The 24,985-nt window shown below is 46.5% G+C and carries 26 protein-coding genes and 3 pseudogenes; 2 read left to right on the top strand and 27 right to left on the bottom strand.

Annotated features, from left to right (window positions below; all coding sequences use genetic code 11):
* Window positions 1–205: 205 nt before the first annotated feature.
* The 20 genes and pseudogenes from M3650_RS02800 to M3650_RS33080 form a co-directional block, all read right to left on the bottom strand.
* Window positions 206–403, bottom strand: coding sequence for a class III extradiol ring-cleavage dioxygenase family protein (locus M3650_RS02800; RefSeq protein ID WP_251572202.1), 198 nt, complete (start codon window positions 401–403; stop codon window positions 206–208).
* Window positions 404–574, bottom strand: a complete 171-nt coding sequence (locus tag M3650_RS02805; protein WP_311295011.1) for a hypothetical protein — start codon at window positions 572–574, stop codon at window positions 404–406.
* Between the two features lie 133 nt (window positions 575–707).
* Window positions 708–992, bottom strand: a pseudogene (locus M3650_RS02810) (2-hydroxycarboxylate transporter family protein); the annotation flags it as partial.
* 107 nt (window positions 993–1,099) lie between these two features.
* Window positions 1,100–1,447 carry a response regulator gene (locus M3650_RS02815; RefSeq protein WP_285848266.1) on the bottom strand — a complete coding sequence of 116 codons (348 nt, stop codon included), beginning with the start codon at window positions 1,445–1,447 and terminating at the stop codon, window positions 1,100–1,102.
* A 62-nt stretch (window positions 1,448–1,509) separates the two neighbouring features.
* Window positions 1,510–2,136, bottom strand: coding sequence for a Spo0B domain-containing protein (locus M3650_RS02820; RefSeq protein WP_251572205.1), 627 nt, complete (start codon window positions 2,134–2,136; stop codon window positions 1,510–1,512).
* A 151-nt stretch (window positions 2,137–2,287) separates the two neighbouring features.
* A complete protein-coding gene (locus M3650_RS02825) occupies window positions 2,288–2,590 on the bottom strand; it encodes a DMP19 family protein (protein ID WP_251572207.1) in 303 nt (100 codons plus the stop codon).
* A complete protein-coding gene (locus M3650_RS02830; protein ID WP_251572209.1) occupies window positions 2,587–2,742 on the bottom strand; it encodes a hypothetical protein in 156 nt (51 codons plus the stop codon). The genes M3650_RS02825 and M3650_RS02830 overlap by 4 nt, the downstream gene beginning before the upstream one ends.
* 391 nt (window positions 2,743–3,133) lie before the next feature.
* On the bottom strand, window positions 3,134–3,739 hold the full coding sequence (locus M3650_RS02835) for a hypothetical protein (RefSeq protein ID WP_251572211.1): 606 nt from the start codon (window positions 3,737–3,739) through the stop codon (window positions 3,134–3,136).
* Window positions 3,740–4,220: 481 nt separating this feature from the next.
* Entirely contained in the window at window positions 4,221–4,883 is a 663-nt protein-coding gene (locus tag M3650_RS02840) for an HAD family hydrolase (protein WP_251572213.1), read from the bottom strand.
* Between the two features lie 157 nt (window positions 4,884–5,040).
* Window positions 5,041–5,145: pseudogene (locus tag M3650_RS02845) on the bottom strand (AAA family ATPase); the annotation flags it as partial.
* 371 nt (window positions 5,146–5,516) lie between these two features.
* A complete protein-coding gene (gene pckA, locus M3650_RS02850; protein ID WP_251572215.1) occupies window positions 5,517–7,097 on the bottom strand; it encodes a phosphoenolpyruvate carboxykinase (ATP) in 1,581 nt (526 codons plus the stop codon).
* 21 nt (window positions 7,098–7,118) lie between these two features.
* Window positions 7,119–8,153, bottom strand: a complete 1,035-nt coding sequence (gene gap, locus M3650_RS02855) for a type I glyceraldehyde-3-phosphate dehydrogenase (RefSeq protein ID WP_251572217.1) — start codon at window positions 8,151–8,153, stop codon at window positions 7,119–7,121.
* Window positions 8,154–8,586: 433 nt separating this feature from the next.
* Complete coding sequence (locus M3650_RS02860) at window positions 8,587–10,860, bottom strand: beta-glucosidase family protein (protein ID WP_251572219.1); 2,274 nt, start codon at window positions 10,858–10,860, stop codon at window positions 8,587–8,589.
* Window positions 10,861–10,878: 18 nt separating this feature from the next.
* Window positions 10,879–12,126, bottom strand: a complete 1,248-nt coding sequence (locus M3650_RS02865) for a PTS sugar transporter subunit IIC (protein WP_019420580.1) — start codon at window positions 12,124–12,126, stop codon at window positions 10,879–10,881.
* A 224-nt stretch (window positions 12,127–12,350) separates the two neighbouring features.
* A complete protein-coding gene (locus tag M3650_RS02870) occupies window positions 12,351–14,846 on the bottom strand; it encodes a GH39 family glycosyl hydrolase (RefSeq protein ID WP_251572221.1) in 2,496 nt (831 codons plus the stop codon).
* Between the two features lie 161 nt (window positions 14,847–15,007).
* The gene (locus M3650_RS02875; protein WP_251572223.1) at window positions 15,008–15,475 is read right to left on the bottom strand and encodes a hypothetical protein; all 468 of its coding nucleotides are present in this window, start codon (window positions 15,473–15,475) and stop codon (window positions 15,008–15,010) included.
* A 47-nt stretch (window positions 15,476–15,522) separates the two neighbouring features.
* Complete coding sequence (locus tag M3650_RS02880; RefSeq protein WP_251572225.1) at window positions 15,523–15,879, bottom strand: NUDIX hydrolase; 357 nt, start codon at window positions 15,877–15,879, stop codon at window positions 15,523–15,525.
* Window positions 15,880–15,962: 83 nt separating this feature from the next.
* Window positions 15,963–16,655, bottom strand: coding sequence for a DUF1963 domain-containing protein (locus tag M3650_RS02885; protein WP_251572227.1), 693 nt, complete (start codon window positions 16,653–16,655; stop codon window positions 15,963–15,965).
* Window positions 16,656–16,724: 69 nt separating this feature from the next.
* Window positions 16,725–17,267 carry a hypothetical protein gene (locus M3650_RS02890; protein ID WP_251572229.1) on the bottom strand — a complete coding sequence of 181 codons (543 nt, stop codon included), beginning with the start codon at window positions 17,265–17,267 and terminating at the stop codon, window positions 16,725–16,727.
* A gap of 90 nt (window positions 17,268–17,357) precedes the next feature.
* Window positions 17,358–17,579, bottom strand: a pseudogene (locus M3650_RS33080) (transposase); the annotation flags it as partial.
* A 361-nt stretch (window positions 17,580–17,940) separates the two neighbouring features.
* Between M3650_RS33080 and M3650_RS02900 the strand changes: the two are divergent.
* Window positions 17,941–19,053 (top strand): alpha/beta fold hydrolase, encoded by a 1,113-nt coding sequence (locus tag M3650_RS02900; protein WP_251572231.1) that lies wholly within the window; start codon window positions 17,941–17,943, stop codon window positions 19,051–19,053.
* Window positions 19,054–19,433: 380 nt separating this feature from the next.
* Here the strand turns inward: M3650_RS02900 and M3650_RS02905 are convergent, their stop codons facing one another.
* The 4 genes from M3650_RS02905 to M3650_RS02920 form a co-directional block, all read right to left on the bottom strand.
* A complete protein-coding gene (locus M3650_RS02905) occupies window positions 19,434–19,820 on the bottom strand; it encodes a DUF1259 domain-containing protein (protein ID WP_251572232.1) in 387 nt (128 codons plus the stop codon).
* A gap of 504 nt (window positions 19,821–20,324) precedes the next feature.
* On the bottom strand, window positions 20,325–20,843 hold the full coding sequence (locus tag M3650_RS02910) for a hypothetical protein (protein ID WP_251572233.1): 519 nt from the start codon (window positions 20,841–20,843) through the stop codon (window positions 20,325–20,327).
* Window positions 20,844–20,880: 37 nt separating this feature from the next.
* Window positions 20,881–21,381 (bottom strand): hypothetical protein, encoded by a 501-nt coding sequence (locus tag M3650_RS02915; protein WP_251572234.1) that lies wholly within the window; start codon window positions 21,379–21,381, stop codon window positions 20,881–20,883.
* A gap of 23 nt (window positions 21,382–21,404) precedes the next feature.
* The gene (locus M3650_RS02920; RefSeq protein ID WP_285848300.1) at window positions 21,405–21,860 is read right to left on the bottom strand and encodes an NUDIX domain-containing protein; all 456 of its coding nucleotides are present in this window, start codon (window positions 21,858–21,860) and stop codon (window positions 21,405–21,407) included.
* Window positions 21,861–21,988: 128 nt separating this feature from the next.
* Here M3650_RS02920 and M3650_RS02925 point away from each other — a divergent pair, with 128 nt between their 5' ends.
* Window positions 21,989–22,222 (top strand): DUF3951 domain-containing protein, encoded by a 234-nt coding sequence (locus M3650_RS02925; RefSeq protein WP_251572236.1) that lies wholly within the window; start codon window positions 21,989–21,991, stop codon window positions 22,220–22,222.
* 353 nt (window positions 22,223–22,575) lie between these two features.
* Here the strand turns inward: M3650_RS02925 and M3650_RS02930 are convergent, their stop codons facing one another.
* The 3 genes from M3650_RS02930 to M3650_RS02940 all read right to left on the bottom strand — a co-directional run bounded on the left by M3650_RS02930 (window position 22,576) and on the right by M3650_RS02940 (window position 24,814).
* Window positions 22,576–23,151: a GNAT family N-acetyltransferase gene (locus M3650_RS02930; RefSeq protein ID WP_251572237.1), complete on the bottom strand. Its 576-nt coding sequence runs from the start codon at window positions 23,149–23,151 to the stop codon at window positions 22,576–22,578.
* A gap of 110 nt (window positions 23,152–23,261) precedes the next feature.
* Entirely contained in the window at window positions 23,262–23,831 is a 570-nt protein-coding gene (locus tag M3650_RS02935; RefSeq protein WP_251572238.1) for a glycosyltransferase, read from the bottom strand.
* Complete coding sequence (locus M3650_RS02940) at window positions 23,828–24,814, bottom strand: polysaccharide biosynthesis protein (protein WP_251572239.1); 987 nt, start codon at window positions 24,812–24,814, stop codon at window positions 23,828–23,830. The genes M3650_RS02935 and M3650_RS02940 overlap by 4 nt, the downstream gene beginning before the upstream one ends.
* Window positions 24,815–24,985 lie beyond the last annotated feature (171 nt).

A 24,985-nucleotide genomic window follows, 5' to 3' on the forward strand; every position in this document is an offset into this window, starting at 1 on the left:
CTTCTTTCTCTCTTGATCATTTTCTCATTTATGAGGATTTCTTCGCAGTATCGATCTGCAGCCATTTCTTTGAAATGCTGGATAGCGTGCCATCCTTGCTGTTGCAGCATCTCCAGACGCGCGAGAGTGAATGCAAGATTCGATGTCGAATCACTTCACTTTCTGAAATCGCTTCGTGATCAAAAGGGATATTTTTGAACAAACTCTAAAACTGCAAGGAAAGGTAGCTTAGCACCCTGTCATAGCTTCGATAAATTACTTGTGCCTCATCTTCCGGATTCCCGCTGCCAAGTGCGATAAAAAAAGGAACGAAATGCTCGGCTGTCGGTACCGCAAGCTTCGCATGCGGGGCAAGCTCCTCGTAATTGAACAGTGCTTCGTAATCCTTGTCTTTTTTTCTCAATTAGCCAATCATCGAATTCGAGCGAATATGGTCCAATCCCAGATTATGAACCGTGACGCCGCTGCCAAGAATGAGTACCCCTTCTTTCCTTAGCTCGCGCACCGCTCGACCAATACGATATTGATCCTTTGGCGCAAGGTTCGGATTTACAGATAGCTGCACGGCAGGCACGTCCGCATCGGGATACAGACGTATTCAACATCGAATAACTCCTGCAGCCACCAAGGACCGAAGTCATGAACCGTTTCATGCACCCCATCAGTATAGGTGATTCGAGTTGCTTCACTTTCCCAATGGGCGGTAACAAGATCGCCGGACCGCCGATATCCTTCAGAATCGGCACCTTCAGTCCGATATCCCCAAGCAGCATCCCCAAAATGATAATAACGGCAAAGCCGCCGATCATATCCGAAGGGAGCTTGCTGAAATAGGCCGCCAGGAATATGATAGACGCAAGTCCGATATAATGCGGCAAAGGAATGACCCGCACCTTCAAGTCGGACCATTTCGACCTTCGGCCGGACTTCCTCTCCGTTTTTACTTCCGTTTTCTTCAATGGACCCGTCTCATATTGTTGGGCGTTTTCCATCGCCAACACCTCCATCATATAAGTTACGGCTCCATCATAACGGCCCCTTGGGCAGCACGGCCGAGGCCGGTGGCTTCTCCGCATGGCGGAACAACAGCCTGTCGAGATTAGCTGGGCTTAAGGCTTGCTTCGTTCCCATCAACTTCACGTCTTCCCTGTATGTGGACAGAGCCGCTTGAAAACAGCCGGTGGAATTCAAACGGCTTGATTAAATAATCGACGGCTCCCAGCCGGAGCGCCATTTTAATACTGGACATATCGCTTGCGGCCGTAATGACGGTAACGTCTGCTGCGTGATCGCTCTTGCGTATGCGATCCAGCAGCTGAAGACCGTTAATTGCAGGCATATATATATTCAGCAGAATCAAATCGACCTCCATGGTCTGCAGCAGCTCCAACACGGCATCACCTGTCGATGCCGTTGACACCAGCTTGAATCCTTCGATTTGACTCAAGTAGTGCTTATTGAATTCCGTGACATTGGGTCGTCTTCCACGATCATGACTTTAATCACGCCTTACGTTTCCCCTCCGCGTTCTCTCGCATTGCTCTTTTTGCCCAATAGGAAAGCGGCCAATACTGGAACATTCACACGACGCAGCATGAACCCGGATTCCTTCTGGTGACGGCTGGCCACTTCGCCGATGTATCCTTCCAACCGCTCATACGCCCCGATATGGACCAGTCCCAAAATGACATGCAGCTTGTTCATAAATTCATGGGTTTGCGCCCGCAGAGCATCCGAATATAATCGCACGCCCGTTAACCGCTCGGCTAACCGCCTAATCTCCGTCTTGTCGCGGAACGTGGCAATGACTCCGACCGTCGTGTCATGCACCCGAATCGGAACGCTGTTCGCCCAGACGGTAAGACCTTGCATTTGAAGCTCGGCGTCCAGAATCGGCTCCCCCGTATACAGCGTCTTACGGAGCAATTTGAGGACACAGCCATCGCTTCCTGCGCCTACCTGCATTCCATCATCTGTGCGTACAGGCATGAACGCCCGCAGCGATGTTCCAAGCGTTCCTTCCCCGTACGACACATGCTCGTTGCCGCGCAACACTTCCTTCTCGTCTCCTCCCGCGAATGGCTTTCCGATGTTATCAGGCTCTGGATGCGACTTGCGGATTCCGTTCATGTCCATGAATGCTCTATCATGTAACCGGTTACAACCAATGCCAAAGCCACCACTCCGCACACCAGCCACATGATTGTTGTCTGCAGACTGAACCGAAATTTATTGTGCGGCACGGTATGCTCACCACTTCAATTGTTTTTCCTCACTCCAATGGCGTTTAGCTAACCCGCATATACGAAGTAGGGAGCAATGATGTTGAAGAGTCTTGGGTATTCCGGGGCTTAATTTCATAAGATTCTTGTGAATTGACATTACCACGCAATTGCTGTGTCGTCATCCCGTATTTGACTAGAGTGTGCCGAATGCTGCTCATGAGCTCATAATCCTGCAAGGCATGGATACGTTCCAATGTTTCTATCGTATTGTTCAAATTTAGTCCAGACGAGTTTTCCAAAAATCCAACAATGCCATTCATATTCAGTTCCGTATCCAAATCAATGATAAGTATAATATCTCTCAACGCGCCGGAAGCTTATCAAATGACTCCCTTTCACGCAGCGGAGCCGCTTCTGGATTATACATTTGAAGACAAACGTGCTCAATAAGCTCTTCGGCCGACATATATTCCATGCGTTCAACCGGGATCAGCTGATGAATGAGTACTTTCAGCATGCTCACATAGGCCTCCCATAATGAAACTATGTAAGTTGAACTATTGAATTTATTGATAAGAGTTGGATACCGTTTCGTTACTTATTTCAACATATTGGAGCGGCGATACTCTCTCCGTTCGGCACTTCCTGACACTCTCCCTTTCAATCAGTAATAATCGATTCCCGCATGTCTTAGGCGTTAGGCTGTGTGATCTAACAGTGATGTTGCTGCATCGTCTGAGTAACAATGTTACTAGAAATAAGTGCATCAAAGTTAACCTTACCCTACGGAGGGATGACCATTCTGAACGAGAGGGAGAATGGAGAGAAGTACTTGGCAGCGTATCGTTATTGGCTGGCAAAGTGATCTTTCTTTCGTTCCATTTATATAGCTAATGATGAATGACGCGTTACGCTATCAACTTACCCGCAATCGCTTCCATACTTATATGAACCGATTTCTCGATATAACTAATAATCTCCTCAAGCCGGAAAAACTGCAACGCTTCCCCTCGGGTATCATCTTTTCGCATGAAGTCATCTTTCAAATCGGCAATGAGCGCTGGCAGACAAACGCAATCGATCTCATCGATTTCCACTGCAATGGGGTTCATGTCCTTCCACTCTAAATGATAATGATCAATGAGAATGCCGTTCAGCCGTCTAAAATCATTGTAATATCGCTGCTGTGTCTCTTTTTTCTCGCCCGCTTCCAGCCACTTTATTTTGGGATAGTAAATATCTTGCAGCCATATGTCATCCGCGATGAGGTGGCAGTAATATCCTAAATGAAACGGACGAGCTTGTTCCGACAAATATTTGCGGCAGAACCGCTCATGATTGACGAAGCTGTGTCCCTCCGCATCCTTGTATACAAAGTGAGATTGCTGCTTGGGAGCATTTATATGTTTACTAGCATCGGGAGCGATGCCTCCCACCAGAAAGCTATCGTCTTGTATGCCTAACTTCCCGGTCAGTAACGTTGCGATCGTAAAGTGCATGATTCTGGATCCCATGGCCTGCCTCCCTCTAGAGGTTATTCAATCAAACAGCGTTTAAATGTTCCATCCATTCCTCAATAGTCTGTTTAATCTCAGCTCTATCGCGTGGTGGCAGCAAAGCAACGATGGATTCTACCGATTGCTTACAGTTCTCTCGAATATCGTATCTACTTTGTCATCGGGGCTACAGTTCATTAGCCATTCTCTCCACGAACGATCGGTAATCGGAAGATATTGATCCAGTTGATTGACAACTCCCCCTATCCCTCAAAATCATCATGCACTCCGGCGAACTTACCATATTCAAATTCCAGTTCAATACAGCGATTGGTTCAAAGCACGCAATCTATCACATAGACATGAACTCTCTACACACTTTATCCCATTCATTGGATATAGAATGCCCTTGGTCGTCAGTTATCGTAAAATATTGATTTGTCATTTCAATTTCCATCGTTATATCACCTTAGCTTATGCACACAGATTAACTATCCATTCAAGCTGTTGAACCGCTCAGCTTAACAATGACCTCCGCAAGTGGCATATCGGACATGGAAGACAGCATCAAATCATGTTCTGTGAAGGGTAGATGGCGAGTTACCTCGTTCGGGACGACGACGCAATTCAATCCCGCCGCCTTGGCAGCCGTAAAGCCATTCAATGAGTCCTCGAAGGAAATGGCCTGACTGCCCTCGACCTCCAATGCCGCCAATGCTTTTACATATAGCTCTGGATCCGGCTTCACCTTGGCCACGACGTCTGCGGTCTGTATCGTATCGAAATAATGGAAGATGTCATGCTTCTTCAAAAGCGGCTCGATCCATGCATATTCGGAGCTCGATGCGATCCCGACCTTCAAGTTGAGCCGTTTCGCTTCTTTCAAATAATCCTGTACACCCGCTCTTAGCTCAATACGCTCCATTAAAGCGGCATGCGCTGTTTTGCACTCGCGTGTAATCACTTCCACATCGACACCAGCTTGTTCAGCCAGATTCGCATATGGGTTGAAATCATGGAATGTCGTGCCGATGCATTGCGCATATACGGACAAGGGCAGTTCAAATCCATATCGCTGATATACTTGCTGGAACGCATAATACCAAGGGGTTTCCGTATCAATAATTAATCCGTCAAAATCGAAAACAAGGGCTTGTATCATTCTATTCACTCTCCTATTTAGTCTCTTATCCTTCCACTTGCCTACATGAGCAAGCTCAATATTTCTCCCTGACCTGTATATAAAATCACCCGAGATAAAAATGTTCCAAGGTGAATTGTCAGTAATGCAGCGGCGTCCGCCCGTAATTTATCTGATAATCCAGCAGCGTCGACTTGCCGGAGCCATTCTCGCCCACGAAGAACGCAACGTTTTCTCTAATTTGCAAGGTATCCAAATGTTGAATAGCCGGAATATGAAAAGGACTTCCTTTTCAATCCGATCGGTGAGTTTCTTTACTTCACGCAACATCCTATCACTTCCATATCAGTCATCCGCCATCCGCTAACGGACGGATTGCTTCAAAATACCTCTCGCCCTCCTATTATACCATCCATACCCCACACAATTCCAAGAACATTCGTTTCCGTTCAGACTGGCTTGATTGCCGCTGGACCGCGGTTTGCGCAACCACCAATTGGTAAATTCGTTAGAATCACGATCAGGCATTCCACTTTACTGTCGAAAGGGGGCTATCTCTAAGTCATTTTCATGACTTCTGAGACAGCCCCCTTTTCACAGAACGGTTATAAATCTATCTAAATTGGACTTTCGAACCGCTAGAGCACACTGCAACTACAGTTGCGGGCCTGCAAGCTTGATTGTGTCTGATACACCGCTGAATTTCTCGAAATTTTGAGAAAAGAGCTGCGCAAGCTGTCTCGCTTGTCGATCATAGGCCGATTTATCCGCCCATACGTTTCTCGGATCGAGCAATTCATTGGGAACCAACGGAATAGCATCAGGGATAAGCATGCCGAACACGGGATGAGGAGTGAATGACGCATTCTCAATACTTCCATTTATAATCGCCGTAATCATAGCTCTTGTGTACGACAGATTCATCCGCTCGCCAATCCCGTAAGGACCGCCGCTCCAACCTGTATTGACCAAATAGACGCGCGCGCCGTGCTTCGTTATTTTGTCGCCGAGCATTTCCGCGTAAACATCCGGTCTAAGCGGAAGGAATGGGCCTGCAAAGCATGCCGAGAACGTTGCTTCCGGGTCGGTTACGCCGCGTTCCGTACCCGCCAGCTTGGAGGTATAGCCCGACAGGAAGTGATACATCGCCTGCTCCTTCGTCAGCTTGGACACAGGAGGCAGCACACCAAAGGCATCGGCAGTTAAAAAGATAATGACGTTCGGATGGCCGGCGACTCCGGGTATGACCGAGCCTTCAATATATTCAATCGGATAGGCAGCCCGCGAATTCTCCGTCAATTCATTATTATGGTAGTCTGCCTCGCCGGAAACGGCGTCAATCACCACGTTCTCCAAGACGGATCCGAACCGGATCGCATTCCATATTTGCGGCTCTTTCTTCTGTGTCAGCCCAATGCATTTGGCATAACATCCGCCTTCGAAGTTAAATACACCTGTGTCCGACCAGCCATGCTCGTCATCGCCTATTAATCTGCGGTCCGTGTCAGCCGACAACGTCGTCTTGCCTGTTCCCGATAATCCGAAGAACAAAGCGGTGTCTCCCGCCTCCCCTACATTAGCCGAACAATGCATCGGCATTACGCCGCGGAATGGGAGCAAATAGTTCATCACGCTGAAAATCGATTTCTTCATCTCACCCGCATAGTGGGTTCCGCCGATCAGTACTGTCTTTCTCTCGAATGAAATGACAATGAAGGTCTCGGAATTCGTACCGTCCGTGACCGGATTCGCTTTCAAGCCAGGCATCGCAATAACGGTAAATTCGGGTTCATGAGACTGCAGTTCAGCAGCAGTAGGACGAATAAACAACTGATGAACAAATAAATTTTGCCATGCGTATTCGTTAATAATTCGGATAGGCAGGCGATAGGCTTGGTCTGCCCCTGCATAACCGTTGAAAACGAATAGATTGCGGCTCTCCATATAATTCATCGTTTTCTCATAAAGCGAATCAAATTGTTCGGGAGTGAGATCCTGATTAACTTTCCCCCACGCAATATGGTCTGTCGACTGAGGCTCCCTAACGATGAACTTATCCTTCGGAGAGCGTCCTGTATACTTGCCTGTCGTAATTTGCAGCGCGCCTGTAGAAGTCAGATGCCCTTCTCCGTGGAGGAGAGCGGACTCAACAAGCTTAGCAACCGGCAGATTTCTATGAGATACTTCCACATTTGAATCGGCAATTCGAGTTCTTCCCTTCGTATTCGCGATCACGGTTATCCTCCTATTCCTACCTTACAAAATTCCTGATGGAATCGTTCTTGCTTCACTCATCCTCACTTGCACCAGGTTCGCCAAATCTATGACTCTACTTGAATATCCCCACTCATTGTCATACCAAGCCATCAATTTGATAAATCCGTCCGATGCACTTACGGTTAAGCCGTCGATAACCGCCGACTTATCATTTCCTATAAAATCAGATGAAACAAGCGGTTCCTCCGTATAATCCACATAAGCCGAAAAAGAGCCCGCCGCCGCTTCGCGCAACACGGATTGCACGTCCTCCGTACTTATTTCCCGCGAGACCTTCAAGGTCAAATCGATTAAGGATACATTTTGCGTCGGAACGCGAATCGAGCTACCTTCGACACACCCGGACAGATGAGGAAGCACATCGCTCAATGCTTTGCCGACGCCGGTCGTAGTCGGGACGATGGATTGCGTGCAGGCCCTTGCCCTCCGTAAATCTTTGTGCGGATTATCCAGATGCTTCTGATCGGAGGTGAACGAATGAATCGTGGTCATCCACCCCCGCTCCACGCCGTATGCTTGATCTAAAATGTGCAATACGGGAGACAAGCAGTTCGTCGTACAGGATGCCGCTGACAGCAAGGCGTGCTTCCGGGGATTATATTTGTCATCGTTGACCCCCATGACAACCGTGAGATCCATCCTGTCTCCCGGCGCCGAAATAATGACCGTTAAAGCTCCTCCTGTCATATGCTTCTGCGCACCGTCACGATTATTGAATTTTCCGGTTGCGTCTATGACAATATCAACTCCAAGAGCTTGCCATGGAATTCGGGATGGATCGCGCTCATACACCACCTGTATGGAATGTCCATTAATCACAAGCAAATTATCCTTTCCCGAAATGGATGCATCCCAAATCCCATGAACCGAATCGTATTTCAACAAATGGGCAATGGTCTCGATAGGATACGTACTGTTAATAGCTTTCAAATGATTAGGCGTCTCCGACATAAGCTTCCTTATTAATAGGCGGCCGATCCTCCCCATTCCGCTAATACCGATTCCTTGATTCATCTTGTCTCCCCCAAATATGAATTGTATATATTATCCTACGCAATTAATGTACAATATCAATAAATAATACGCAATATATAAAAGCGTATTGGCGATATTCAATTATTTATGACGTCATTTTGAAAACGATTTCAATAGTGTCAATAATAAAAAAGGGTGTTCATGCAGCCGTACAACCTATCTGCATACTCGGAATTGTTCGAGCCCATCTGCTGCACGTCAGATGGCTTCCATTTTTCAGAGAAAAAAAGACAGGCAAAAAAGCCGCCAAACACAACAGAAATCCTTGTGTTTAGCAGCTTTTCAGTTATGGAGTCAGGGGGATCTTACTTGATTGTCCTTGTTGCCGAAGTTCACCCAATGCGGGATAATAACCTTATCGATCGCATTCAACGTCGTGCTCCTTCATCTGCGCAATTGTTTCATCTGTTTGCTAAGCATGCCGCTCGCGTTCGAACTTTTGAATCAATTGCTCCATAACCTGATCGGGCGATCTGTCAATCAACCAGCTTTGCCCGAACATTTGAATAATCTTGATCGCCGGGAAGTCCCCCCAGAATCCGATGAACTCGTCATCAAGAATAATCTTGTCCTTCACGTGAGCATTCATTTCTTCCAGGCAGCTTTCAAGGATCGCTCTTGCATTCGGATGGCTAAGCCAATCACTTAATAAACTGAACTTATGAAAGGAAATCTCTTCGTTTCCGAAATTGCAGTTCAATCTCTCGCAAATGCGGATATCCCGCGAGGAGCTGCCGATCATGAGCTGGAAATAGCCCGTTTCCGCGACCCATTTGTTATATTTCGTGTTGTAATACGCAAAGTCCCGTTCTTCCAGAACAAAACGGACTTCCTTCTTCTCGCCGGGCTCAAGCGCGAGCTTAGCGAACGCTTTGAGCTCCTTCTCCGGACGCACCCACTTGCACTCCTCGTCATGCACGTACAACTGCACAACTTCTTTGCCGAACACGTCGCCTGTATTTTCTACGCTGCATGTGACGGTCACTTGTCCGCTATGCTGTACAGCCTTCAAATTCGAATAAGCGAACCTCGTAAACGATAAGCCGTGCCCGAACGGGAATTGCGACGCAAGCTCTTTTCTGTCGTAATACCGGTATCCGACGAACATTCCCTCTCGGTAATACAGCTTTCCGTTCTCGCCGCGCAGACGCATATGCGAAGGATTGTCCGACAGCTTGACCGGGAACGTTTCGGACAATTTGCCTGACGGATTTACACGTCCGAACAAAATGTCGGCTATCGCTCTGCCACTGCCTTGTCCGGCCAGCCACGAATGGAGGACGCCCGGCACATGCTGCACCCAAGGACGCATCGCAAGCGCTGTACCGCTGCATGTGACGACGACGCAGCGCGGCTGAACCGCTGCTACCGCTTCAATGAGCTTCACTTGGTGCAAAGGCAACTCGATGCCGGTCAAGTCATGCATTTCCGATTCCGCATACTCCGGCTGTCCGACGAACAGCACAGCCATATCCGCCTTCGCTGCCAGCGCCGCGCTTTCTTGGATGAGGAGCTCATCCTCGCTGTCATCCTGCGGGTAACCCTCTGCGTAGGTCAGCGCAATCGAATCGGCCGCGATCTTCTTCATCTCTTCCCACGGAATATCCATGCAGGTCGGCGTTACCTTGGCACTGCCCGCTCCTTGAATTCGCGGCTGCTTCGCGAATTTGCCGATAACGGCGACAGACGTTACCTTGGCGGCGTCAATCGGAAGAATGCGATTGTCGTTTTTAAGGAGCACCATGCTTTCGGACGCCGCTTTCCTTGCCAGCTCATGGTAATCGATGGCGGCTTGCCCGCGATCTTCCTGCGAATCCGTTGTTTTGCGCACGAGTTCGAGAATGCGGCGCACAGTCTTATCGAGCTGCGCCTCCTCCAGCTGCCCGGCTGCCACCGCCTCCACAATCGCCTTCGTGTTGTAATGAGCCGGTCCCGGCATTTCCAAATCGAGGCCGGCCTTGAGTCCGCTTATACGATCGTTGACGGCAGTCCAATCGGACAGGACAACGCCTTCATATCCCCATTCCTCGCGCAAAATATCATTCAGCAAATGTTCGTTCTCGCTGGCATAGGAACCGTTCACGAGATTATAGGAGCACATTATGGTCCAAGGATTCGATTTTTTAACAATTCGTTCGAAGGCGTTCAAATAAATTTCACGCAGCGTCCGCTCGTCTACCTCCGAGCTTGTGATCATCTTCTCGTACTCTTGATTGTTGCAAGCGTAATGCTTGACTGAAGCGCCGACGCCTTGGCTTTGCAAGCCATTCACGAAAGCAGCGCCAAGCTCGCCCGACAAGCAAGGATCCTCAGAATAGTATTCGAAGTTACGACCGCCGAGGGGGGTGCGCTTCATGTTGATGCCTGGACCCAGAAGCAGCTGAACGCCCATCTGTCTGCCCTCCGCGCCAAGAGCGACTCCAACCTCATGGAGCAGATCCGTGTTCCACGATGAGCCGATCGCCGATCCAGTCGGATAACAAGTAGCTGGCATATTTTCCCCCGTAATGCCGAGTTCCTCATCGCTGTTCGTTTTGCGAATGCCGTTCGTCCCGTCATACATATGAATCGGCGGAACGCCAAGTCGCTCGATTCCTTTCGTCATCCACATATTCAGACCGGCGCACAGCGCGGCTTTTTCTTCCAGTGTCATCGCTTTCAATAAGTCTTCTGTTGAATGTTTCATTTTGCATTCCTCCTCGTTCTACCCTTCCTGCAGATCTGCTTGCTCTTTTTCTTTCTTAAGCTCCTGCAAGTCATACACTTTAAAGAATGGAAACCATACCACGAAAATAATGAGCAAAACAACCGCAAGCAAAATCAATCCATTCAATCCGGATAAAATATAGGTTGACAATCCAATTGGCGTATACCACAGCTGGTACACCTTGGCCGGTATATCGACAAGACCGGAATCGAGCACCATGTAGACGATAATTGGCGTGATGAGACCATTAATCCACATCGGAATCATTAAAATGGGATTGAAAGCGATCGGCGCCCCATAAATGACCGGCTCGTTAATGTTGAACAGCGAGGGAACAATCGTCGCTTTACCGATCGAGTTCAATTTTTTTGACTTCGCGAACAGGAACCAGATGATGAGCGGCAGCGTCGCGCCTAATCCACCAACGCCTACCCAACCGGAGAAAAACGTTTCGAAAGTATTAATGTTGACGGGTTCCAAGCCTTGTGCGGCCAAAGCGGCATTCTCCTCGATCGCGGGAATCCATATCGAATAAAAGATCGGGGTCATCACCCAAGGGCTTACGCCGAAGGAATAAAGCACAACGCCGATAAAATTAAACAATACGAAGCCGATGAGGCTTTGGCTGATCGTGTTAAGCGGTTTGAATATGTTAACGATCAGTTCGAAAATATCGAAATCAAGCTGGTAAATAAGCACCCAGCCGAACATCAGAATCAGACCGATCGGAACGAGAAAGTCAAACCAGTCCACGATAAATTCAGGCAGCTTCGTATCTTTCTTGAACAAAGAGAAACGGTTAAACATATTCATGACGACCGCTACAAGGATACCGACAAGCAGCGCAGTAATCATGCCGGACGGTCCGAACCGCTCCAATAGAAACTGAATCGTGCCGTCATCGCTAATCTTCGGTTTCAGCAGCATCATGAACAAGGATAAGCCTGTTGCTCCCGCTATCAGCTTAATTTTGTGGCGCTCCTTTTTCTGCATGACCATATACGGCGTCAGAAAGGCAATAAATATGCCGAGAAGACCAAAGCTGAACGTTGTAATCGGTGTCAAATCAGGCATTCCCGGAAAATAATTATTCAGAATCGACACCAGCGTAATCAATGAACCGATGAAGATCATCGGCAACGCGACCATAATCGCTTCTTGAATGGAATCCACCCATACATTTTTCGTGAATGCTTCCAGCCGAGGCGCGAATTTTTCCGTCATCCACTTCATCAGACGATCCATTATCCTTCCTCCCCTACGTTCTGTTTAGCACTTTTCGATTGCTTGTTTAGTATAAAATCTTTTGTTACCGCTTTCTTGTTGTTATTTGCCGCATGTTGGTTCACTTTTTGTCTTATCGAAGCCCCTTGCCATATAGATTGGCCTCCGCGAAGTAACGTATACAGCAAAAAACACCTCTTGGCTGTTAGAGGTGCTTCATCCTTCGCGTGGTATATAAAGAACAATCAAAATTGTTTATCCAGTGTAATCAACAGGACGCCATGAGACGGAATAATAAAGGTCTGCTCATAGCTTTGCGCATCGGTCAACTGTTCCGTCCGCAATTCGGGGCCGCTTTTATTTCGTAAATACGCTATTTCTTCCTCCGACGGGCAAGCCGGCTTACCCAATCGAATCCATTCGTCGAACACGGAGCCATGCTCGCGATCAAGCCGGTAGCTCGTCAGTTTATAATTGCCCTTTAAGCCATCCAGCTTAAGATGATACGCTCTGTTTCCTCTCTCCTCAAATATGGTGTACCGGCTCGTTTCCGTCAACCCCGACCAATCGCCGCTTGCGAAGAGCTGATCCACATGCGTGTAATGGTACATTAATAGCTGCAGGCTTCCATCATTCCGGCTCGTTACGATATAACCGTCCCCACGAGCGACAAGTCTCTCTCCCAGCTTGGCCAGCAGCTCGAATGCATAAAAGCTCGGTTTCTTTAAGCCGTTGCGATTCATTAAGCCGAACCCGCCGTAGAACAGCGGCTGAGGGACTTGGCTTTCTTCGAAAACATCAGTGAACGACCAGAATGCGATTGACGTCAGCGTCCCTATCGTTCGGAGCGCATGATGAATGACGAAGGGCCCCATAAACATCGTATCGTGAATCAAATTGCGGTCATAGAGGGAGAAGTTCCACTCTGTCATATGCAGCTCAAGGCCCGGCGCTTCGTTCTTACCTATTTGAGCTCTTAGCCGCTCTACACTATCAAGGTAGAAGGAAGGCGGCATGATCTCCGTCAGCCTGTTGGCCTCTTCCTTCAGATTCGGATATTCCGAGTACACATGAAACGAAAAAAAGTCGATCGGCACATTCCCGTCACGGCAATAAGCCATAAAATCCTTCGCCCAGCTGTCATTCCACAGCGAGCCGTAGCCGAGCGCAGGCCCGCCTACACGCAGTTCGGGAGAAACCGACTTGATCGTACGCGCGGTGGAGTTGTAAAATTCAAAATACTGCTCCTTCGTGCCTGCCCAGCAGACGCCTGCCAGATCAGGTTCGTTCCATACTTCGAAATACCACTTCTTCACTTCATCCAATCCGTACCGATTCAGGCAATGACGAACAAATTCGCGCACAAGCGCATCCCACTTGCTCTGGACAGCCGGCGGGGAAATATTGCCCTTCCACCAAAAAATAGTCTCGTTCGAGCGGCGCAGCGACGTCGGCATGAAGCCCAGTTCCACGAATGGGTGCAACCCTGCCTGCAACAAGAAATCATACAGCTTGTCTACATATGACCAGTTATAGATGGGCTGGCCGTCCTCCGTTTCGCTATATACCATCATCTCGTCATTGAATATGCCATGGAATCGGATATGGGTGAAAGCAAGCCTTCGCTGCAGATCCAGCAATTGCTCCTGCCAATCCGCTCGGAGCCCTTCAGCGGCTCTGCCGGCGGTTGTCACCCGATTCCAATGCGGCTCATAAGGAAGGCCTGAATGGTCTGCGTGTACTTGAATATCAATCCGGTCATGAACGATACTCCTTCTGTCAAAGGCAGCCGTGTCCTCTTCCGTTCGCTCCAAATAACGGTATAACGATTCCATCGCTTGTATCGTATCGGTTTCATAATAATCGCCGCTTGACGATTCAGCATAAGTGAGCGGCTTCCTCGCCGGACTGATTGGCGTCTCGGTTATTGCGGCATCTCGAAAAGCGCTTGGCGTGCAATCATACTTCTCTTTGAAATATTTGTTGAATAGCTTCACGTTCGCAAAACCGCAGTCCAGGGCGATTTGCGTTATGCTTTTGTCGGACTCCGTCAACTCGGCTACCGCCTTCTCCAAACGGACCGAGGTCAAATATTTCTGAAACGGGATGCCGATTTTATCGCTAAAGAAATGGGAGAAGTAATGCAAGCTTAGATGCTCCTCATCGGCGATTGTTTGCAGCGTTATTTTCTGGCCAAAATTACGATCGACGAATTGCAGCACACGATTGAGCCGTTTGTAATCATATGCCTTGCCATTCTCTAGAGACGCTTCGTTCATGCCGGTCGAGAAATAACGCAGCAGATGGCCAGCTAACAGTTGAAGCACGCCCATTGAATAATGGCGGCAGCCTGGCGCCTTCTTGCTTGCCTCCCATGCCAATTCCGCAAGATACCGGCGAATCCGATCATAACGCCCGCGGTCGTCGGGCGTCTGGTTCAAAGAGTTGCACTCGACAAACGTGTGATCATCCAGAAGGTCAGGATTAAACTGGAGAGTCAGCAGTACATTATCTTGGCTTGTCCGCTCGATCTGATGGATGGACATGCTGTTCACGACGATAATATCGTCCTGCTTCAATGTGTACTGACGCTGATCCAAATAGATGGCGATGGTGCCCTGCAACACATAAATAATTTCAATTTCCTTATGCCAATGAAACCGAATATGTGCAACGCTATTGACGAACAGCCGAATCGGCAAGTCTTCTTGATGCTCGATAAACTCATAATGATAACGCATATCGATACCCTTTCCTTTTTTTGAGTGTCTACTTAAAGGGGATAATACCACAGCTGGAGGTCTTTTTTCGATGGATTAAGCAACAGTGTGCCCTGAACTATTCGCAAACAGCCGAAATTTAGCAAAAAACTCTAAAATCCCTATTGTACGTGTAACTACGGTCAAAAATCGGAGTTCTGTCTCCCATAAAAAAAACCGCTTGGAATCCCAAGCGTTAGATTGATTGGATGATGGAATTTGGTCGGATCGCTCCCTGACTTTATCACGAGAAAATTTTGTACATAATTCCAAAACGAACATGACCCACTTAATAAATTCAGTATGGGGCTGCCGGGCCGTTTTCTTGCAGACTCCATTGAATGCTTCCATTCTGCGAAAGCGTTGTCTAATTGTTGCAGCATGCGTTGTTTATCAAGATGAGGGTATGGGAAATAGTCCTCGATCCCCTGCTCGAACGTGGCGTTAACCTCGATCAATCGGAGCGTATTGCGCTTTACATGCTCCATGATATGTAAGACGATGCCACCGATACTGGCTGCATCTTCGGAAGATAGTGGCTTACCATGCGACATACCGAGATGACTTGGAATAATCGGAACGTATTCTCTTGAGCCATCATGTCCTCCCACAAGTTCATTTTAATGAAATAACTTGTACATTAACCAGTCTTCGTTCGCTATTCTTTCGCCAAGTGTTGCACCACGATGTCGCGGATTGGCTTCGTTATGGAATCGAACTTGTCTTCATCCTGTAGGTCAATCCAGTCAACCTCTACGATTTCTTGATTGTATGGCTTTGTCTTATCTAATGATAAAGTGCCGCCGATGATTTCTGCCCGATACGTATGCTTATGTTTAATCTCGCTCATTCGCCCGTGGAGTGTAATCTCGTATCCCGTTTCTTCCTTGACTTCGCGAATACACGCTTCTTCAGGCGTCTCTCCTTGCTCGATACCTCCGCCGGGATAACTCCATACCAATTTCCCGCGATCCGTACGCTGCCTAACCATCAGAATCTGATTATTATTTCTCACGATGATAGCTTGAGATCTCAGTATAACCACCCTCTCTTTACATAAATAATGAACCATGAAATCCAATAAATCCATCTTCATCCCTAATAACAATCCCAGTACATATACCACTCGCCGTCGGCACGCGATCTGTAAAAATACAGATTGCCATTGTCACCGATCATGAAGCGCGGCTTCTCCTCAGATGCGAACTGCATGACGAATTGGCAGTCTTCCATCGAGATCGGGGATTGGATGTAGGACGGATAACCCCCGATTTTAGTAAAAGTATAGCGCGTGAACTCATCAAAAAATTGGTCACTCCATTCGTCGTCCTCATTAACCTGCGTCAAATCAACATAGTCCCATGCCTCTTCCCAGCACAGATAATCATTTTCTTCGGATAAGTGCCATTTAATCTGAAATTCTCTTAATCCTCTCACTTCTTCCGGCGTGTCAACCAACTGCAATCCATCCACAGATGGATGCTCGATAAGTTTCCATCCGTCTCCGTTCTTCGCGGGCTCCAGTGGCAGCTGCTTCTTATTCAGAAACACTTGGATCATACTGGAATGGCCCACGCCTTCGATGCCGCCTGGTATTTCAGGTACATACGCTTGCAATACGGGAATCATATGACCATCCGTATCAGTAGGCCATCCCGCTTCTGCATCTATGTAAAAGTGTCCGCCAAACCAGCTCCGTCTGCCATCTTCTGGACGGAATCCACCAATCTGTGCCTTAACCGGTTTCTTCCCTATTTCTTTCAGCTTCTTAAATGCCTCAATCTCCATCATTGTTCACCTCTTGTATGCAATATTATATCTATGCAGTCGAAGTCAGATCCATTGGTAAACATCAGCAGTCTACTCCGCTTCTGCTCCGATACGGCTCACATCAAGATGATCAACGAGCTGCAGTTGAATGGTTTCCTTGTTTTTCATTCCGTCATTATCCTTCCAGATCATTTCAACGTAGGTGTTCTCATAATCTTGTTTCGTCTTCGCTGTTTCACCGTACTCATAAGGCCCCGTAATAGTCCCTATCTTGTTCACATTGACCAGTATATTCACTGGACCGCCCTCTGCACGGGCCTTTTTACTCAACACAGGTTCAGCTCCGAACTTCGCATCCGGTTCAAAAAAAGTCACCGAATAATAGTCGCTGTCGGCAACATCGTCTGCTTCGCCCAAGTAAATCAAGCTGGCATTGCCCCGTTGTATGTTATCGGGAGTCACTACAATTCGATAGTTGTCCACCCGCCAATTGACACCGCTTCCTGCTAAAGTATAGATGTCTGTCCCTTTGTTGTCGCGTACTCCCTGTTGTCCCTGCTGATAAGCATAGAGTATGCCCCAGCCTACATTCGTAAGTAAGAAGATTACGGCTAACCACGTCGTTTTTTTCATCATTGCCTCCTATTCCCCAGCCTCTATTCCATATTTTACTTAATAATGCAGCCCGATCAAAGGGCTAAATGAAAGAAAACTGTAAATTACCATGAAAGGAATCGGTTCACGAACCGCTTTAGTGATTCGACGGGAAGAGTAGACGCGCTGGGTGTAGGCGTAAAGGATGACCTTGGTGAGCATTTTGGGATGGTAACTATGACGACCTCCGCCAGGATAAGCGGCAGCAAACAGTTGGTCGTCCAGTCGGTTCACCATCTCGTTAACGATACGAACAAGATGATTGCGGGGAAATATACATTTAACCTTTATACAAGCTAGACTTTAACTGTGTAAAAATATATTCTTGCATTTGATTTGCAAGAAGAAGTATATTCGCATCTTTTTCGTTTCAGAAACACCATTGAGTTAGCGGCATATAATTCTGCTACATATTCCAATGCGATAGAACTTGAAGAAATCTGATGGTTTAAATAATCTAAGCAAGTTCTAAACAAAATTTGTTCAAATTCTTTGCGTAAATCAGCTGATGCTACATGTTACAATGATCACAAATTTTTTGATCGTAATATCTTTAAAGTCAGCTTGTTTGAGTAATTCAATTAGTCCCCGTTCAATCGCTCTTTTTCTATGCTTTAGAATAACTACATACTCAACTACAGGAGGGATAAATATGTTTAAACAATATGTAAATAATGAACAATTCAATCTTCAAATTAATCGTTTCATAAATGATTATTATCAAGAAGATGATAGAGCAAATGCTGACTTGGAAACCATTATTCCGAGATTAAATGATGCAAATAGCTGGTATGAAGCTTGGCTGGATTTTGCCAAGAAACGCGAAGTGAGCAAGGACTATGACTTAGCCTCGGTCTACTATCAAGCTGCAGAATTTTATCTTGCGCCTGCAGACCCAAATAAAGAAAAAATGTATCAAAAATATAGAGAAACCTTCTATAAAGGCTTTCATGATTTTGATTATGAATCCTATAAGATTCCCTATGAAGACTCCTACCTTCCTGCTGTAAAATTATTGACACCTGGGGCTAAAAAAACATTACTGGTCTTTGGCGGTTATGATTCTTACATGGAAGAGATGCTTAAAATGATGAAATTTATAAAAGGAATTGATTACAATATTATTGTATTTGATGGTCCAGGCCAAGGAACTGCATTAAAAAACGGTCTCAAATTCATTCACAACTGGGAAAAACCAATATCATCGGTGATTGATTATTTCAAGTTAGATCGTGTAAGCATCGTAGGCGCTTCTTGGGGAGGATATTTAGCTATGCGTGCTGCGGCTTTCGAAAAGAGAATAGATAAAGTAGTTGCCTTTAACATATTCTATTGTGGTCTTGATGCATTAAAAAATCGTATGCCAGATGAAACTTATAATGGTATTATGCAGCTAGTTGATGGTAATGAAGCAGATAAAGTTAATTCTTTATTTGAAAATATGATGGCTAACAATATTGATTTAAGCTGGAAAATTACAAAAGGAATGGAAAACACCGGTGAATCAACGCCTTTTGATCTCATTAAAAATTTTGAAAAACACACGATGCACGGAATTGGACCATTCATTAATCAAGATGTTCTTTTATTAGCTGGAGAAGATGATCAATACGTGCCTATTAGCCGGCTGCCACAAATTCAACAAGAATTAATGAATGCTGCTTCCATTACAACTACAGTATTCACGAAAGAAACAGGTGGTGAACAACACTGTCAAGCAGGCCATAGAGAGTTAGCTTTTAATGAAATGAAGAAATTCCTATAACAAAAAGACAAAAAGGCAGCCCGAGGCTTCATTCTTGGGTTGCCCGTTTTTTTGCGGTCCATAGAGTGCTTCTTGAGCAGCTACTTCACTTCATAACCGTAAGCACCCGCGAAATTCAGGATCACTTGCAGAATGTATACGGCATCGAGGTCGCTTCCACACTCATCTCGAATATCACCATCAGGGGATCGTTCCTGAAATACGGTATAGTATGCGCCTTCCCTCCTCGCAATCGTTTCTGACGGAAAGGGAGAGTGGATCTATCATTGGGCAGGGCGATTTTCTTCCCAAAAAACCAAAAACGCCTGGTTTCCCAGACGTTACATAGTTAATGTTGGTGGAGCCTTAAACTTCAATCTTATCTACAGAATTCCCTTCAATTAAATAACATCAAGCGCTCTCCTGACTTTTCTTGCGAAAATAAGCGGTTTTTCAACAGCTTCGATGTTGATATAAATCAAACGAGGGCGCTCGAATAGCCATTCGTTGTGTACAGACGTAACTTTGATTCCTTGATTGCGAATGGCCGATGTAAATTTATCGACTTCGTTTTGTAAAAATGCTGCTCTACCTAAACATAGCGCTCTGCCAGATTTATTATTTAATGATTCGAATGAAAAAGAAGACGTAACTGTAAATTGTTTTCCTAATATTTTTGCTCTTATTTGATCTCGGTTTATTGTCGATACGCACTTTCCCCCAGCGAAGCCGGGTTGGCCCCCGATAATGTTAGAGAACTGCCCGCAAAGCGATCCGTTACTTGCCATACTCTCATCCCTCCCTATTCCATTTAGGGTATGAGCATAAGACCAGGGTTGAAACGGATTCTCGCCTACTTTATTAGCTGCCAAACGGCAACCTGCAGAATGATGTCCCCAATTATTACATCTGCTCTAATCAATCACCCGTGACGCCAATAACGACAACCTCCGATTTTAGTGCCTTTCGAAAATGAGAAAGCGCGTATTGGATCCACTTCAGCCGCCTCTTTGCTTCATTCTCCCCTTCTATCAGAAGATGCCCTCCCGAGAAGATGGCTTTGGCTAATTACCGTCAGGAGATCGACCGCTAGATACGCTATGGCATCTATACAAAACGGCATGCGCCTTACCTCATCGTAATCGTTCCTGACCGTAAGGGTGAATGGAACTAAGGACTCTTCTACAGAGGCCTGCACTATATTGCCGTTTCCAAGGGAGGGGGGCTGCTGCCATTCCCGCCTGCGTGCAAATAAAAACGAGCCTAGTCCCGGCTCGCTTCTGTGTTGCAACCTATGTATCCTTTGATTCCGCCGCCTGCGCCACAGCCAGTTCCCCTACCACCGTGTGCAGCAGCTTCGGCTTGGAAAATAGATTAGATCCGATGGATCGCAACGTATAAATAGGGCCAAATGGCAAGGCCCACCAGCCGAAGAGGAACGTGTACGCCGTAAACATCAAATTCAAGAGCGGCGTATAGTGATAGCCCTTCACGTAATGGCGGGTTTTGCTCCGCAAGCTAATAAGAGCGAACGAAAAACAAACTTCATACTGGACGAGTTCCGAATCCTTATCCAGCCGAATGCCATCATAAATGAGCTCGGAGGACATCATGAATTGTTCCCGATTAGTCAGGAGCCAACCTTCAAAATCAGCCTTTTTCCGGGCATTCCGGCGAAAGACTACATATAATAGAAATAGTATACATGCGATGACGATCTGGAATATCGCATTGCTCATATCTTGCCGATATATGCTGTTGCCTAAACCAAGCAGGAAGAGGAAACATATGAAAAGTAATAATTTGTGCATCTGTCCATCACCTGTCTATATGGTTTCTCGAATCCTTTCATGCACTTGGTTTCATACGATTTACGATAATCTCATTCACCACGGAATTAAGCTTCCGAGGCTGAACTCGTATATTATGCATAACCGCCTTTATCGTATTCAGAGGTCCCTTCGGCAAGGCCCACCATCCAAATATCAAGCAGTACATAGAAAAAAACAACGAGTACATTGATGTGAAATGATGTCCGTTCACATAATAGGCGGTCTTACCCCGATAACTGATATACGCGACCGAAATGCATACTTCGTACTGAATAAATTCAGTCTGGGCATCGATAAGAATACCGTTGAACATCAATCCGTCTTGCTTCAACCGTTCCCGATTCTCGACAATCCAGTCGGAGAATTCGTCATTCAAGCGATGATCTCGCCAAAACAAGAGAGAAAATACGAATGTAACGATCGAAATAGCCGCCGGGAGGATTGCGTGCTCCGGATTAGGATCCGAAACAAGCAGACTCAGGAATAACATCGAAATAATGAACAATACAACATGCATAGAGGCGTCTCCTGATAGTTTATCTACTTTAATATCTTAATGCTCTCCTCTATCGGCTCATTAGCATCCTCATCCCACACGACCGAAATTTCAAACGTGCCTGGTTCGAAGAACAAAGGAAACCGTCTCTTGAACCAAGGCTGCATCGGCAATTCCATCGCTTCATCGATGGATACCCAGGCCAATTCACCTTCAGGCGGATTGACCAGCAGTTCACCCTCGTACGAGTCTGCTACATAGTTGAACACCATGTACCGATAGTTTTTTTGCGGGACAACGTACTCATCGAGCCCTTTATAAATCAGGTTCTTAACGCGAAGCCCCGTCTCTTCATACACTTCTCGAATAACGCCTTCCGATAAGCTTTCCGGGAAATCCACCTTCCCTCCAGGTCCCAAATAACCGGGAAATCCGCGCTCATTGGGGCGATTGATCAACAGCACACGATCGCCGTCTTGCACCAGGCACATCGTGTACATGCCATATTTTATTTCCTGCTGCGTCACCTGTCATTCACCATTTTTCTTATGTAATTACCACTAATTTTTTGAAACCATTAACAGCCCAGTTCGTACTAGCTACAAACAAAGAGGAAGGATGTGTCCGGATGGACGTCGGTGCGATAATGATATTCTCCTTGATTATCCCTATATTGGTGCTCCTGGGCATCATCTCTTCCAAGATCATTGCCGGAAAAGGCCTTCCTGACAGCAACTACACGCCGTTCGACTACATCACTGGACATTCCGCCGTCGAATTCCACGAAGAGAAGGAAGACAAGGAAGAAGATGATGATCAGGGCGATGACAAGGATAAAAATAAGAGCAAGAAAAAGTCATAATCTATAGAAACCGGGGCTCAACCGAGCCCTTCTCATTTTCCATAAACACTAGTCATTCAATTTATTGATTGTAGCATTATATGCCACAATGTGACAAGAACGTTTATCCCTCTATTATTCATACACTTTTCATCCCGTCATTCATTGCAACGCCAAGCCACAGTCACGGAACTCCGTTTCTTTGCCTTCAAGGCGATAACCGCACGCGGGACATTTTACAGGCACTTAAAAGTCCGCAACCATTTTTAGAAAACATTCTCTCTCCTCTATTTGAATCTAACGGCACATCCCGCCACACAACAAAGCCTCCCTGCGCAAGAAACCTTGCACAGAGAGGCTTGCACCGGCACCACCTACCATAGCATCCCTTCACCTAGCTCCAGATAAACGTCTGTTTCCTCAAAAGCACAACGATTGCATTGCGCTTTATCCGAGAAAAAACGCATCATGGTAGACAACCCTAAAGAATCGCTGCGAAAAGGCTTGCTGCGTGTACCGCCAACAAGGCACACATTTTTTTGATATTCCCATCCGCCTTGCGTATAAAAGTTAACTAAAGAAGGTTCACAAGTAAATATGCTGATATCCGGTTCATTTTTTTCGATATACGAAGCTGCTTCTTGTACAAGCTTCACACCGAATCCTTGATGGCGGTAAATAGGATTGGTCATGACCTCGCTTAGCCCAAACGCTTTATACGTAAGTCCTCCATGTGTAATATTCTTGCCTGGAACGGCAACATGGCTAATCACGATATCGTTCTCGACCAATACGAAAGATGTTGGATGAGTTGCCGGATTCTCTGGCCAGTCTATATTCTCCCCCTTGCCTTCGAATGCTTGAGGCCATTGCTGCCTCATTAGCCATATAATCTGCTCTTTAAGATGCAAGGGACAATCTTCTTGGGCAAATTGAAGCAATTTCATCATCGTTCCGGCTCCTTTTGTAATAAGAATTGGATGTTCACTGCCGTGTTTTCCCATAAAAGAAGAGTATAATCACTATAGCGAAAAAAGCAACCAACAACCACTTCTCGATATTATGCCTCATGACGGCTGCTCTTCTCTACTGTCTCTTTGATTAGCCCCATGATCATGTTCACGGCTAAAGCTTCTTCGGCATCCCTTGATTTCATCTGCCTTATATAAGCTTCACGATGTTGGTAGACATCGAATAGGCTCTCCATAAAATTTCCGCCTGTCAGATGCGTTTCAAGCAACATTTTGGCGTACCCGGCCTGTTGAAAGTTCTCGGCATTCAGAATCTGGCCTGTCCGGGTGCCGCCGCTTGCGTGTGGAATAAAACCGCCCTGAGAAAAAACAAGATCGGGCTTCAGCTTTTTCATCAAATCGCAAGCTTGAAATACGCCTCTAATAATCTTAAACACATCAGTGACATTAGCCCAAGCGAAATATCTTCTCAGCTTCCCCGTTGAGATGGCATGATAATGAACCTGCTCGAACTTGGCCACAAGCTGTCTTTCAATTCCGTGCTCGGAGCCTATATAATGAATGTCCCATCCCTCCTGTATACATCTGGGAATGAGCACAAGGTTCACTGCAACATGTCCGGCAGAGCCGCCGCCCGTAAATATAATTCTTTTATTCATGCCAAGAAACCGCCCGTTTTTAGCATCCTTCTGACTTCATCTTTTGTCATGAGCGAGCTTTCAGAATGATAGCTTTGAAAATAAATCGGAGGGCAGTCAGCATAATGCTCCTGAAGTCCTTCAATAGGAAAGGCAGGCAAAATAACAAAGTATTGATCATCGAAATGGATGGACCTGCCGCTTTCATCTTCTGAAATTAACGTTTCATTGAGCCTTTCGCCGAGGCGCATGCCCAATTGTTTGATTGGCACGTCTCCCGTCCCGAACTGTTCAATCATGACTTGCGCGATATCTATAATTTTGCAGGACGGCATATTCATGATGAAGGTTTCGCCGCCTCTGCTCTTCTCTGTTGCAACGATCAGCATGCGAACGGCATCTTCCAGCGTCAGGAAAAACCGCGTCATCCGCATGTCTGTCACTCCAACCTCCAGCTGATGCTGAATTTGATGCTTGAAGATCGGGATGACGCTGCCGGTGGATCCCAGAACATTTCCGCTCCTCACACAGACAAACCGGGTTTGCGTATCTCTTGCATTTGCATGAATGATCAATTTCTCACCGATAGCCTTCGTAATCCCGTATGTACTCGATGGATTGGAAGCTTTATCGGTCGACACGTAAATTACCTTTTGGACACGGTGCTCTATGGCTGCCTCAATGACATGCTGTGTTCCGATTACATTCGTCTTCAAGGCAATGTCCGGCTGATTCTCACAGATCGGCACATGCTTCAACGCGGCAAGATGATAGAGCACATCAACTCCTTGGCAAGCTTGGGCGATTTCCTGCTTGTCGCGGATATCTCCGACGATGAAGTTCAATCTTGGGTCATTGAACTGCTGCTTCATTGCCACTTGCAACGCTTCATTGCGCGAAAAGACGCGAATTTCTTGCGGATGATGATAAACCAACAGTTGACTGATCAACTCCCCTCCCCAAGAGCCTGTCCCTCCGGTAATTAAAATGGTTTTTTTCATCATGATATTCCTCCTAAATGCTTAGCGAAGCAAAGCTCGCTTCGAAAGCATGCGCTTTGTACATAGGTGCTTACAAAGCAATCATAGATTGGATATGTTACGCCAATATGACAAAGAGGATAAGACTGATAAGACGAAGGATTACTCCCTCGGAATCTACGCAGAGGGCACTCA

The organism is Paenibacillus sp. MER TA 81-3, from assembly GCF_023713585.1.
GTDB classification, from domain to species: domain Bacteria; phylum Bacillota; class Bacilli; order Paenibacillales; family Paenibacillaceae; genus Paenibacillus_B; species Paenibacillus_B profundus.